Below are 13,850 nucleotides of genomic sequence, written 5' to 3'. Positions count from 1 at the left end.
AAGCGCTGTACTGCGAACTTTTATAAGGAACCGTTTGGCCCGTGACTGAGCTTATCGTCCGACTTACTCAATTCTGCCGACGTTATGCCCTTCTCGTCGCGCTGTTCTTTTTCGCGCTGTCCGGCGTCGCCGTCTGGGTTGCTGCCCATCGGCTGAGCGTGGACACGAATACGGACAACCTCTTCGCCAGCACGCTGCCGTGGCGACAGGATGCGATGGCGTTCGATCGCGAATTCCCGCAGTTCAACAATGTGCTGGTGGCGGTGGTGCGTGGCGCCACGCCCGAGGAATCCGACGAGACCGCCGCCCAGCTCGCCAAGGCCATGGCTGCGGACAAGAAGCACTTTATCGATGTCACGCGACCGGATGCGGATCCGTTCTTCCGTCAGGAAGGCTTGCTGCTGCTCGATCCCGACGACCTGACCAAACTGCTCAATTCGTTGATGAATGCGCAGCCGTTGCTCGGGCCGCTGGCTTCCGATCCGTCGGCGCGCGGACTGTTCAACGGCGTGTCGCTGATGGCGGCGGGCGTGCGCATCCAGCACGCCGATCTCACACCGTACAAATCCGCGCTCGACCAACTGCGCCAGGTGCTGGACAACGCAGCCGACGGTCGTCCCACGCCGCTGTCGTGGCAAAGCCTGCTCGGTTCGGACGTCACGCAGCAGCCTCAGAACGTGCGCTTCGTATTGACGCATCCCGTACTTGAAGACGGCTCATTGCAACCGGGCCTTGCCGCAACTCAGACACTGGAACGCATTCGCGACAGCCTGCCGGATGTGAAAAGCGGTCGCGTACACATCGACTACACCGGCTCCGTCGCCTTGGCCGACGTGCAGTTCGGCGCACTGACCAAGGGCATCGTCGCCAGCACGCTTGTCAGTCTGTTCCTGCTTGCGCTGTGGCTGTATCTGGCGATGCATTCGTTCCGCCGAATCATCCCGATCCTGCTGACCTTGCTGGTCGGCTTCGCGCTGACGACCGGCTTCGCGGCGATCGCCGTGGGCACGTTGAATGTCATCTCGGTAGCCTTCGCCGTGCTGTTCGTCGGGTTGGCGGTGGACTTCTGCATCCAGTTCGCCGTGCGCCTGCGCGAGATGCGCATGCTGTACGGCGACATCGATGTGGCGCTCGCTGAAGGCGCACGCGTGTCGGGCGTGCAGATTGCGGTGGCGGCAGCGGCGACGGCCTGTGGCTTTCTGGCCTTTTCGCCAACCAGCTTCGTCGGTGTCGCCGAGTTAGGCACCATTGCCGGTGTGGGCATGGGCATCGCGCTGTTGTGCACGCTGACCTTGCTGCCGGCCTTGCTCAGCCTGATGAAGCCGACCCGTCAATCGAAGGAGCTGGCACTCCCGTTCGGTCCTGTACTGGACGCAGGATTGCATCGGCACGCCAAAGCGGTGCTCATCGTATTCACACTGGTGGGCATCGCAGGCTTGGTGGCAGGCATCCGCATGCCGTTCGACGCCAATCCGCTCAATACGCAGGACCCCCATTCCGAGCCCATGCGCACGCTGCGCAGCCTGGCCGACAATCCGATTACCAATCCGTTCAACATCAACATCATGGTGCCCAACCTGGACACCGCGCGCACGCTCAGCGACAAGCTGTCGAAACTGCCGGAAGTATCCAGCGTCATCTCCGCGGCGACGTTCGTGCCGGCACATCAGCAGGCATCGCTCGACCAGCTCGACCAGGCGCAGGTGCTGATGCTGCCGTCGCTGGCGGTGGATCCCTCCGCGCCACCTGTCACGCCTGCCGTGCTGCGCGCCGCCATTTCCGACGCGCACGACGCGATCATGGACGCCAACGCCGACATGCCCGCCGATTCGCCGCTGCGCGGTATCGACGCCGCGCTGCAGCGCCTTGCCAAGGCTCCCGACGATCGACTGTTGACGATGAACGAATCGATCAGCCGCTTCCTGCCGACGCAATTGGAGAGTCTGCGAGATGCGCTGAACGCACAAAACGTAACGCTGGCGACACTGCCCGAATCCATCAAACGCGACTGGGTCAGTCCCAACGGCCAGGTGCGCATCCAGGTGTCGCCCACCGTCAACGAGCAGGACACCGCAGGCCTGCGTCGCTTCGTGGAAGCTGTGCAACGCATCGCGCCTGATGCAGGCGGCCCGGCGGTCACGACGATCGCCTCCGCCGACACCATCATGAATGCATTCAAGCAAGCCGCCACTCTGGCAATCATTGCCATTGCCATCGTGCTGCTGCTGGCAATCCGTCGCTTGAAAGACGTGGGCATCGTGTTGCTGACGCTTGGCATGTCCGCGCTGCTGACTGCCCTGCTTGCGCGCATGCTGGGCATGGCCATCAACTACGCCAACATCATTTCGCTGCCCTTGCTGCTTGGCGTGGGCGTGTCGTTCAACGTGTACTTCGTGATGAACTGGCGAGCCGGCATGCGACGTTTCGTAAGCTCCGCGTCGGCACGCGCGGTGCTGTTCTCCGCGCTCACCACGGGCACTGCATTCGGCTCGCTGGCGCTGTCGCACGACCTTGGCATGGCAAGCATGGGCGGCATGCTGCTGGTCAGCCTGGTGGCCGTGCTGTTGGCCACGTTCATCTTCCTGCCCGCGCTGCTTTACGCAATCAAGCCGCCTGCGAAGCTGTCGGGAGCCGGGCATTGACGAATGCGCCCTTCTCCTCGACCGGAGAAGGGCGCATATCCCTCAGAACGGAACGTTGAAGGCCACGCCGACAGTGCGCGGAGTCGACATCTGCACCAGCATCGGCCCGCCTACCGAAGCGAGGAAGTTGACCGCTTCGTCATTGAGCGTACCGATCGGCACCTGTTTATTGAGCACGTTGCGCACGTAGAAGTTGATGTTGGCGCCGCCATGCAGATTCACCCCGGCGTTGAGATCCAGAAAGCCGAACCCGGGCAGCTTGAAATTCGGATCGCTGCTGTCGCCGCTGAATCCCGCATTGCGACGCGTCGATCCACGCGCGGTCGCACCGACATAGGCATCGATCCCGGCAAGCATGAATTTGTACTTGCCACCCAATGTGCCTGCCCACTTCGCCGAGTACGGCAACGGTGAATTGGGAGCGATGCCCAGCTCCGGACTGCCGTTCTTGGTATAGGCATCGGTATAAGCCGACGAAGCGTCGAATTGCCACGGCCCGTTCGAGTAGCTGGCCTGCATCTCCACGCCTTCGACGCGCGCATCGCCCGCGTTCTGGATGATCGTATTGCCCAGCGTGAAGGTATAAAGCTGCAGGTGATGCCATTCGATGTCGTAACCGTCGATGCCGACATTCAAATGGCCGTCCAACTGCCTGGACTTGTAGCCAAGCTCATAGCTCTGCAGGTTGTCCGAACCGAAGGTGTCCTTGGCGTTCGCATTCGGTCCCAGTACCGTGCTTTCGATAGGCGCTTGCAATCCGCCGGGCCGGTAACCCGTCGATGCGCGCATGTAGTAGCTGTCCCTGTCGTTGGGTCGCCAGCTGAGCGTAATCATCTTGGTGACGTCATCGCTGATCAGACGCTCGCGGAATCCGCCGGGGCTTCCCGCAACCGGGCCTTCTTCAAAGTTTGCCAAGTGTTGCTTGTTGCCGCTGGCGCGCGCGCCGATCGTCAAATCAAGCGTCGGATCCGCATGCCAGGTGATGTCGCCATAGCCGGCGTACTCTTCGAAACCCGAACTGACGCGTTGCCGCAACAAACCGGTGGTGCCCGGTGGCGGCGTGTTGTTGCCTTCCAGCAAATAATCCTCCCAGACATTCTCGCGATTGAACCAAAAGCCGCCAAGCCAATCGAAGTTCTCGTTCTTGCGCGACGTGAGGCGAATCTCCTGCGAGGTCTTGTGCACGTCGTACTGGGAATCCACATACAGGCTGCTCAACGGATGATCCACACCGAAAGCCGGCCCAAACGCATTCAACAATGCAAGAAACGAATCGGGATAGTCCTGCACACTGTGGTTGACAAAATCCTGGTACGAGGAGATCCAGTCCAAGGTCGCCCAATTGAAATCGTAGGCGGCCTGGAATGAATACAGCTGCAGCGTTTGCGTAAAGGGTTCGCGATGATTGAGTCGGCGATCGTAGGGGCCACCTGAAATGGGTTGCCCCTGAAGGTTGAAGTCGCCCATCGACAGACCATCCGCCGCGATCTTCTGCGCCATCGCCGTGACGTTGAACGTCAGCTTGTCGATCGGATCGTATTCCAGCTGCATGCGCGCGCCCTTGGTGTGCGTGCGATCGGCGCCGCCCGCGGGTGTTTCACCTACCGCCTGATAGATGCCTGTGGTGTGCTGATCCACCGCCGAGATGCGCAACGCGGCCTTGTCTTTCAACAGCGGGATGTTGAGCGAGACGTGTTCGGAATAACTCATGCCGCCGCGCTGTGTATTGGAAATATCGCCACCCACGTTGCCTGAGAAACCACTCGTATCAGGCTTGACGGTGACGTACTTGACCAGGCCGCCCATGGAGCCGGCACCATAAAGGGTGCCTTGCGGGCCATACAGAAATTCGATGTGATCGAGATCGAGCAGCGCCGGATCGAACACAAAGGTCGCCGCAGCCGCATACACCGTGCTTCCTCCCACCGGTACATCGTCGATGTAGAGCGAAACGGTGGGGCTGGTCTGATTGCCGGTCGACACGCCGCGCATGACCAGTTCGCCCTCGCCCGCTCCGCCGGAACTGGCGAAGAACACGCCGGGCTGATACGACACGTAGTCGTTGAGATTCTTCGCACCCAATTGCTGCAACGACGTGGCCGAGACGTTGTCCACATGCATGGGCACCTCGCGCTGAGGTTCGCGACGGCGATTGGCCGTCACCATCACTTCGCTCAATGTCACCGCCGATTTGCTGGCCTGGGGCGGCGTTGTCGGCGAAGGTGTGTTGCTTGCGCTGGATGTCTGTGGCGGCGTGCTGGTTTGCGCCATGGCAACCGGTGCAAGCACCGGCAAAGCGAGAGGAACTAGCAGCAGACGAATCGCGCGCGATAAACAACGCTGTGCAGGCTGACGGCGGACTACAACACAACGACCAATGTTCATGACGGTATGTCCGGGACAGACTATTGTCGTTTTGCCCGGATGCACCGACTCCTATCCGGGCCCGTTCTTTTGTGGTTGCAGTCTACGACAATGTTTTCCGCAAACCACAATCGCCGTTAACTACGTGGCCAACATCCGGCACTGACACGATCGCGTTGCTCCATATCGCGTGCGGTAAAGACATCGACAAAGCCCGCGTTGCGCAGCAGCATGCGCACCGCTTCACCCTGATTCCAGCCATGCTCCATCAACAGCCAACCCTTTGGAAGGAGATGATGCCTGGCGTCGTTAACAATGCGGCGAATATCGTCAAGCCCATCCTCTCCCGCTGCGAGCGCGCTGGGAGGTTCGAAGCGCAGATCGCCTTCGGTCAGATGCGGATCGGCACTTTCGATGTAGGGCGGATTGGACACGATCACATCGAAATGCTGATCGGCCAATGGGATAAACCAGTGCCCTTTCACGAAACTTACATGGTGAAGATGATGCCGATGTGCGTTACGTTGCGCGACAGCGAGCGCATCCGCACTGGCATCGGTGGCAATGATCTGCGCATGCGGACGCTCGTGCGCAATCGCCAACGCAATCGCACCACTGCCCGTACCGAGATCGGCCACTTTTGATGCGGCATCGCGAGGCAAGCGTTCAAGCGCGAGCTCGACCAGCAACTCGGTCTCCGGCCGTGGAATCAATGTCGCCGGCGTTACTTCCAAGTCGAGCGACCAGAAACCGCGATGTCCCGTGATATAGGCGACCGGTTCTCCGGCATCACGCCTTGCGACCAATACCTCGTAGGCCGAAGCATGCTCCGTCGAAAGCATGTCGTCTGCATGAGCGATCAGCCAACTGCGCGGCTTGCTCAGCGCATGAGCCAACAGCACCTCGGCGTCAACACGATCACCGAGGCGCTGCACAGCCGCCATTAACGCGTCGCGTACCTTAGGCATCGCCCAATGTGCTCTTGGCGGGCGTGGGATTCGTCGGCACGACATTCTTAGGTTCGCGCTTGCGCCAATAACCGCCTCGCGTCCACGCATCAAAGCCCCAGCGCAACCAGCCAATCAACGCATTCGCCAGCCACAATGCCCAGGCCAGCATGGCGATCTTGTAGAACCAGAGTGATACGCTGAATACACCTGCTTGCGGCATCGCGTCCTTCGCCTGATCGGCAAACCAGTTCAAATCCCATGCGCTGGAATTATTTCCCGTGACATGCATATCCGGCAGGCCAAGAAGTCCCGTGGGCACCGCCGACACGAGCGTACACAGCGCAAGGATGGTCACGATGGCCAGACCCACCTGCAAAAGATTGAAGCGGGGATTGCTCAGCCTGGCCCATGACGCTTCATGACGCGCGCGCAAGCCGAGCAAAATCAGCCATGCCACTACAAACGCATAGGCACTCCACGCGAAGGCCGAAAAACCGAGTCCGAGCAGCAACCAATGATGGAAGCGCAGCGGCGTCGGTGCGTAGCGGGACAGCAGCCAAGCGGCCACCAACAACACGATCAATTGTGCCCAATACAGTACGGCCGGCCCCATGCGCGGCCCCCATGTCCACAACACCCAGCGATCTTCCGGCAGCTTCAGTTGCAGCGAGATGTTCGCCGCAGGGGCGGCGAGCGCATAGGCGGGCGTGATCGAACGCAAGCTTGCGCCACGCGGCTCGCGCAAATGAAGTATGTAGTGATGCTTGCCCGGAAGCAGCGGCAAGCTGAGCTTGCCATCCTTGATGGCGAGGCTGAGCGCCACGTCATCGCGCATCGCGTCAAGTAGTTCCGTTCCAGCCGGCAGCGAAATGGCATGCTCGCCACCTCGCGTACTGCGTGCCATCAGATCCAACGTCGTCTCTGTTGCACGGTCGCCCACACTGCTGCTTGCGCTGACGCTGTCAAAGGCAAGACTGTCGCCTTCCACCGGCTTGGGCCGCGTTATGACGAGCGACAAGGTTTCCCCAGGCAAGGGCTCGAACCGCATGCCATCGCTGTTGTCGCCAAGCGGCACACCCTTTGTCTCAATGTGCCAGATCGCTGCCGCATGCAATTGCCAGATCTCCGCGCGGTCATCGAGCGAAGGCGCCTTCCATTGCAAGCTGTCGACGTGATCGAGGCGGCTGGCCCACTCCACACTGGTTTGTCCGGCATTGAACGTTACGCTGACGCGTCCGTTCTGAACGCGTACGTTGTCGCCGAGCGGATGCTCGCTAGGAAGCAGGGGCACTTCCACTGTGAATCCGCCCTCGCTGGGCGCAAGGCGCCTGACCGTATTGACCACCCTCCAGTCCACGCCCAGCCGCAAGTCGCGCGTGATTCGCACATACGGCGGAAATGCCTGTTGCGGCAAAGGTGCCTGCTTGCCATCTTCGGCGACCTTCAAGCGATTGAACGTGACACTGTCGCCCAGCATGCGGCCGGCATCGACGCCATCCAGCGACCAGCCTTGTCCGCTGAAAGATATCCGTTGCGGACGCAACGTGAAATTCAATGTCGTGCTATCGACCGGTTTGACGCGATAGCTCAGGCTCACGTGATGTATGCCGGGAACCAGCCTTGTCACGAGCTGCCCCTCGCTCCTGCCGATCAAGGCATTCGCGTTGTTGTCGACACTCACGCTGATCAATTGCATGCCGCCGTCCGTTTGCGGCATCGGAAGCGCTACAGACGCACCCGTGTGCACTTCCATATCGAGCGAGATCTGATCGTCCTTGGCCTGCACCGTCGTGGCGGCAACGACGGCGCAATCGGGTACACATTTGGGTGCCTCGGTCAGTCGCGCTTGCAACTGGTTCAACACGGCCTGGTTCGGTGTCGATTGCGCGTGCGCGATGTGCGGCAAACACGCCATGATCAGCAACGCCGCCGCGGCACGTCCCGGCCAGCCGCCGCGCCACGACGGATACAGCGGCTTGATCAGGCTTTGCGCCATCCGCCCCAGCAACACGATCAGCAAACCGAGCATGATGACGCGCAACCATCGCACCAGCCATGCCGGCGCGATCACCAGCCGCATGGTTTGTTCCGGCGTGACGGGGCCGGACCATCTCAGCTGATAGTTGTTGCCTACATCCCACGAAGGTTCGCCGGCACCTGCCTGGATCACGCTGCGGCTGTCTGTTTCGTCCGCATAAACCGAACTTGGAATCTGGCTCGCCGTAACGACCACGCTGGCCAGCTCTCGACTGCCACCCGTGATCGCGGGATTGGTCGATGACTCCTGTACGGCGGGCGCTGGCGCGGCAGGTGGCGCCGGCGGTGCGGGCGCAGCGGCTTGTTCCTCCGCGACAGGAGGAGGCATGGGCGCCTTGGCGACGTATTGCACTTTCTCTTTGGCGATTTGCTCCTGCGCGAAGAACGCTGGGCCACCCCGGCTTTCCAACTGCGGATGCAAGGCGCTTTGCAATTGCGTCGATGCAAAAGGCAGCGTCCATAGCACCGCCAACGCCAGCGCAGCGCCGGCGACGAGATGCGCAGCACGTTCCAATCGACCTTGCGGCAGCGCTCTTTTCAGCAACGCAAAGGCAAGCGCCAGACCCAACGTCCAGCGCGGGGCGCCACCCTCATGCTGGGACAACGCCAGAAAAACGATCGCCATCAGTGCCCAGCGCCATCCCAGTAAACGTCCGGCCAGCAAAGCGATCAAGGCGACGACAAACAGATCCAGCAAACTCCACTGTGCGATCCAGGAATCAGGCGAACGATCAACCCCGCTCGCGCCGATCAACCGATAGCCATAAGGAAGATGCAGTGTTGCATCGATGCTTTCGAGAGGTGCATGCCAACCTGTACTTGGCAACGCACCGCCGCGATCGGCGATGCGCAAGCCGGCCTCAAGATCCAGATCCGCCCCCCGCAACTCCACACCACTGCGACCGTCACCTGTTTGCGTGACGAGCAACGGATCATCGTTTTGCGATGCGCGTTGCAACTGCCATGGGCTATCCACATCGAGCCGCTGCGTATGCTGCAACGTGCCGGTCAAATGATCGCTGATGCTTAGACCTTCGCCATCGAAATCCACCCACATCTGACGCTGCAATCGAAGCTGGTCGGCGGCGCTGCCTTCGTTGCCGCGTGTGCCCTGCTCCACCGTCAAGCCGTTACCGGCATCAAGTACATAGGCTGGCAAGTTATTCCAGTCGGACGGCACGTCCGCTTGCGCGGCGTCGGTGGCATGGCCAAGGACGTGTGTGCTGCGCAGACCTGGATCGTCCGAGTAGCTCCAGATTTCCTGACGCGGCCATGGATCGGGCGGTAGATGGAGCGTGACCTGTTGCAGGGTATCCACGCCGCGTGCAGAGAGCTGCACGGTCCAATCGCCCGGGCGCAACTGCACGCGCAACCGGCCATCGCTGTCCAATTGAGCAGGCAGGTCGCTGGTCAATGCGGTGGCGACGAATCCCTTGGGCAACGCAGGTCCAAGCAGCAGCTCCCGCGAACTGCCGGTGACATTCAACTGCAGTTGCGTATCGAGCATCGCCGGCATGCCATCGGAAAGATGCCGGTAGACACGCACCGAAAGCGCATCCGCCTGACGCTGCTCTGCGGCGGCTTCGCCAAGCGTGAGCTGATCGCCGTTGCGCTGGACGCGATCCACGGGCTGGCTGTCGAGACTCAGCGAAACCAGGCCAATGCTCATGGGTACGTTCAAACGTGCGGGACGCGTTTCCCAGGGCAACGCGCCGCGCACGGTGTAATCGCCGGGCTCCAGCCATAGTGCGGGACGCCCTTGCCGGGACAACACGGGCGCGGCCTTGTCGTTGACCGACACTTGCTGCGGCCAACTGTGTTCATCGCCAGGCACACCCACCCAGCCTGCAGCATCAACGTGCACGCTGAGGCTGAAATGTCCACCATCCTTGTCCGCCTCCAGGCCAAGACGGCCCGGCCAGATGCATTGGTAATTGCCGACGCCCGGATTGCGGTTGGCCAGGAATGGACAGGCATGCTCGGGAACATCGTGCAACACCCAGCCCTGCCAGTCGTGCAATGCGGGTGGGACATCCTGCGCCCAGAGGGGCGCGACCATCCACAGCAGAACGAATATCCCCGTCCATCGACGCATGCGACTCTCCCCCTCGGCGGCGTTCCACCCAGTTTAGATGGAATCGGGGGAGTAAAAAGGCCCGTGTTTTTCTGAAAAAAGTGGGCACAAAAAAACCGGGCAGCCCTCGCTGCCCGGCATCTTTCGATCCAAAGTGCTTGCTGTTAAATCTTCGAAGGGTCCTGCTTGGCCTTGAGCGCGGCACACAGCAAGGTCTGCTCACGCGTCTGGGCAAGGCCACGGTCGGCACCGGTTACATCCTTCAGGCGCGGCTCGAAATAAGCCTGGAGGCGATCCGCTTCCGCCTTGGAGCAACCACCACCGCCAGCCAATGCCGGCAAGCGGCCACCGGCAAAGCTGCCGGTACGCGCAACGACCTGATCGTAGTGGCCAGTGAACCAGTGCCACAGCGCATCGCGAGCCGCGGACGTGTCGTGGTTGCCACGCAGAATCGCCGCCATCTCACCCACCTTGACCTGCTTGCTCAACGAGAAATCGCGAGCCTTGTCCGCCAACGCGGGCGTATCGGTCGCGCTGAGCCCGTCGAGCATGGCGTTGCGCAAAGCGGGATCGGTCGTCTGCGGAAGTTCCGCAATCAATGCATCGAGCGCAGGCTCACCACGCTCCTGCACGGCAACAGCAAGCGCCACGCCGAGCAGATCCGGATCTGCAGCAGTCAGATTCAGATGGCCATCGGCTTTCTTGGCAAGTGCAGCGTCACCCTGCTTGAGCAAGGCTGCCCGCACTTCCGGCAATTTGAAGTCCAGTGCGAGCGCGCTGGCCAGCGTGCTGCGCAGCAACGAATCGCCATCGGCTTCGCCTGGCTTGCGTTGATAGCCAAGCTGCTCCATGCGTGGCATGTAAGCGTCCTTCACCCACGCCACGACGTTGGTTTGCTGCGCATCGGTCACGGCCTCGTTGCGATAGATCCACTTGATCGTCTCCAGCGGCGCCACGACGACTTCGCGAGTCGTCACGCCGGTCAACGGCTTCAGCGCAGCCATCGCGTCGCCCGCATTCAAATCGCCGTGGCGAAAACCTGCATCGATGCTGTCAGCGTAGGCAAGCTGTTCGGTGTCGCTCAACGCGGCAACGTGCTGAGTCAGATCGGCCCATTCTTGCTTGCTCAGATTGAAGCGGTAATAACCACGCGCATTGGCGTTGGGCATCACCCAGGTCGGCGTGCTGGCATCGGCCAGCACCATCGTGCCCGTCGGCTTGTCCAGCAGCTCGCAACTCTGCTTGGTGCCGTCGCCGGTGGCGTAGCGCACGCAAACCGGAATGCCCCACACGCGATTTGCATCGCCCGTGCTGCCAACCGGCAGATAGCGGTCCTGGCTCAGGTGCAGGATGGTCTTGCCGCCCTTCTGCTCCAGTCGCGTCTGCACATATGGAACGCCGGACTGGTTGAGGAAGCTGTTGAAGGCGTGCTTGAACGTCGGGCCCTGATTTGCGGCGGTGGCGATGGCGCCCACGAGATCGTCGGCGGTAGCGTTACCGAACTTGTGCGCCTGGATGTACGCGCGCATGCCCTTCTGGAAGGTATCTTCTCCGACGTAGCCTTCGAACATGCCAAGGACGGCAGCGCCTTTCTGATAAGTGATGCCATCGAACGCCGTCTCGATGTCGCCATTGCCGGTAATCGGCTGACGAATCTGGCGCGCGCTGGTCAGGCTGTCGTTGTGCATCGCACCTTCGGCACCACTGATACGATCGAGATCGGCGCGATATTCCGGATGCACTTTCATGGTGACTTTCTGTTGCATCCAGGTGGCGAAAGCTTCGTTGAGCCAGATGTCGTTCCACCAGGCCAGCGTCACAGTGTCGCCGGTCCACTGGTGGGCGAGCTCATGCGCAGTGACATTGAAAGAGCCGCGTACATATTTGGCCGGAGAATCGGGATCGAGCAGCAGCAACCAGTCGCGGAAGGTTACCAACCCCGGATTTTCCATCGCACCTGCGGAGAAGTCCGGCGCCGCCAGCAAGTCGAGCTTGCCGAACGGATAACCAAAGCCGTAATAGTTTTCCAACGTATGGATGATGCTGGGTGTTTCGCTCAGCACATGCTGCATGCGGTGGCCCTCGCCATGCGCTGCAATGCCGCGCAGCGGCAGCACCTCGGTGCGGTAATCGTCCGGCGCGATATCCGGGCCGTTGACGATATCCCACGGACCGACCGCGAACGCCACAAGATAGGTGGGAAGCGGCTGAGTTTTCGCGAAGGTCAGTGTCTTCCAACCGGCCCCGGCGGCGGTTTCGCTGATCTGCTTGGTATTCGCGACAGCGGTGACATCCGACGGGATGGTCAGGCTGATGTCATATGGTGTCTTGAAACCGGGTTCGTCGAAGCCCGGGAACGCGTAGCGCGCGCTGATCGGTTCCATCTGCGTCATGGCGTACGGCACACCCGCGTGACTGACCTTGTACAAACCTTGCAACTGCTGGTTGAGCGGCGCGGTGTATTCGATCGCAAGCGTCAACGGCTGCGGCTTCAGCGTGCTGCCGAAATCGATGCGCGACACGCCTTCGTTCGGCGCGACGGCAACGTATTTGCCGTCATGTGCATGGCCGCTCGCGTCGGTGATCGTCACCTTGCTCACGTTCAGATCGCGCCCGTCCAGCCACAGATGGTCGGCGGCTTGCTTCAAGTCGACCTTGATCGTGGTCGTACCCGAATAGTCCTGTTGCTTCGGATCCACCTTGAACGACAGCTGGTAAGACTCCGGTACCGCCCAGCGCGGCAACGTCCCATGCGGCACTTGATCGGCCGGCGCAGCCGCTAATGCTGCGCCACAACACATGGCAAGGACAGTCAAGGCAAGTGGGCGAACGAAACGGTGCATGGTGGCTTCCTACGGCATCGAAAAGTGTTCACGCTAGGTTGTGTAGGTACTCTGCCACAGTGCCAAAAGGCATAGTCCTCTGATGTAAGCCGCTCTCGCTCCCTAAGCTAGGCCAAGGGAGAGCTTAGGGGATGGGCACGACATGTCGATGAGGGGTCACCGGGTATTGTCCGGGTACGGGTCCACACCGCCGATTCGCATCGCGGTACTGGAAGACGACGAAGCACTGCGCGAAGAAATTCTGCTGCCTGCACTGAGTGACTACGGATTCAGCACACAAGGCGCCGCTTCTGCGGCCGAGCTCTACCGTCACATGTTGTCGCAGCATTTCGACATGGTGGTTCTGGACATCGGCCTTCCCGACGAGGATGGCCTTACCGTCGCGCGGCATCTACGCACAATGTCCAACATCGGCATCATCATGCTGACCGGCTCGACCGATCGGCGACATCAGATCGAGGCATTGCACAGCGGTGCAGACGGTTACCTGATCAAACCTGTCGACCTGGACGTACTGGCCGCCGCACTGCACAGCCTTGCGCGCCGCATGACTCCGCAAGCGCACGGCTTCGTTGCCGAACAATCGCCCGTATCCCGTTGGCGATTGGAAGCCGGCGGCTGGCGACTGGTATCGCCACGCGGCAAGATTGTCGCGCTGACCGCCATCGAGCAATGCGTGCTGACAACGCTGACGTGCGCAAGCGAAGAGCCGGTCACGCGCGAATCCCTCATTCAGGCGTTGAATCACAACCGCTACGACTGCGATCCGCATAGCCTTGAGATGATCATTCACCGGCTTCGTCGAAAGGTGCTTTCGCAGACCAACGAGACGCTGCCCTTGCTCACTGTGCGCAGCAAAGGCTACATCCTGCCCAGTGACGCCTGGCATAAGCCGACAATTACCGTCGGATAACGACGCACTCCACGACGGTCATTCACC

The 13,850-nt window shown here is 61.0% G+C and carries 6 protein-coding genes; 2 read left to right on the top strand and 4 right to left on the bottom strand.

The features are described from left to right. The first annotated feature begins 41 nt into the window (after nucleotides 1-41). Nucleotides 42-2,642 carry an MMPL family transporter gene (locus DWU99_RS07470; protein WP_115477397.1) on the top strand — a complete coding sequence of 867 codons (2,601 nt, stop codon included), beginning with the start codon at nucleotides 42-44 and terminating at the stop codon, nucleotides 2,640-2,642. A 42-nt stretch (nucleotides 2,643-2,684) separates the two neighbouring features. Here the strand turns inward: DWU99_RS07470 and DWU99_RS07465 are convergent, their stop codons facing one another. The 4 genes from DWU99_RS07465 to DWU99_RS07450 form a co-directional block, all read right to left on the bottom strand. Continuing rightward, nucleotides 2,685-5,027, bottom strand: a complete 2,343-nt coding sequence (locus DWU99_RS07465) for a TonB-dependent receptor (protein ID WP_115477396.1) — start codon at nucleotides 5,025-5,027, stop codon at nucleotides 2,685-2,687. A 116-nt stretch (nucleotides 5,028-5,143) separates the two neighbouring features. After that, nucleotides 5,144-5,974: a peptide chain release factor N(5)-glutamine methyltransferase gene (gene prmC / locus DWU99_RS07460; RefSeq protein WP_115477395.1), complete on the bottom strand. Its 831-nt coding sequence runs from the start codon at nucleotides 5,972-5,974 to the stop codon at nucleotides 5,144-5,146. After that, nucleotides 5,967-10,088, bottom strand: a complete 4,122-nt coding sequence (locus tag DWU99_RS07455; RefSeq protein ID WP_115477394.1) for a hypothetical protein — start codon at nucleotides 10,086-10,088, stop codon at nucleotides 5,967-5,969. Before DWU99_RS07455 ends, prmC begins: the two co-directional genes overlap by 8 nt. 143 nt (nucleotides 10,089-10,231) lie before the next feature. Continuing rightward, nucleotides 10,232-12,910 (bottom strand): M1 family metallopeptidase, encoded by a 2,679-nt coding sequence (locus tag DWU99_RS07450; protein ID WP_115477393.1) that lies wholly within the window; start codon nucleotides 12,908-12,910, stop codon nucleotides 10,232-10,234. A gap of 142 nt (nucleotides 12,911-13,052) precedes the next feature. Between DWU99_RS07450 and DWU99_RS07445 the strand changes: the two genes are divergently transcribed. Further along, nucleotides 13,053-13,823, top strand: a complete 771-nt coding sequence (locus DWU99_RS07445; RefSeq protein ID WP_233510956.1) for a response regulator transcription factor — start codon at nucleotides 13,053-13,055, stop codon at nucleotides 13,821-13,823. Nucleotides 13,824-13,850: the final 27 nt, after the last annotated feature.

Origin of the sequence: Dyella psychrodurans (genome assembly GCF_003363265.1) — a bacterium.
Taxonomy (GTDB): Bacteria; Pseudomonadota; Gammaproteobacteria; order Xanthomonadales; family Rhodanobacteraceae; genus Dyella_B; species Dyella_B psychrodurans.
This window is presented reverse-complemented; position numbering and strand designations above follow the sequence as displayed.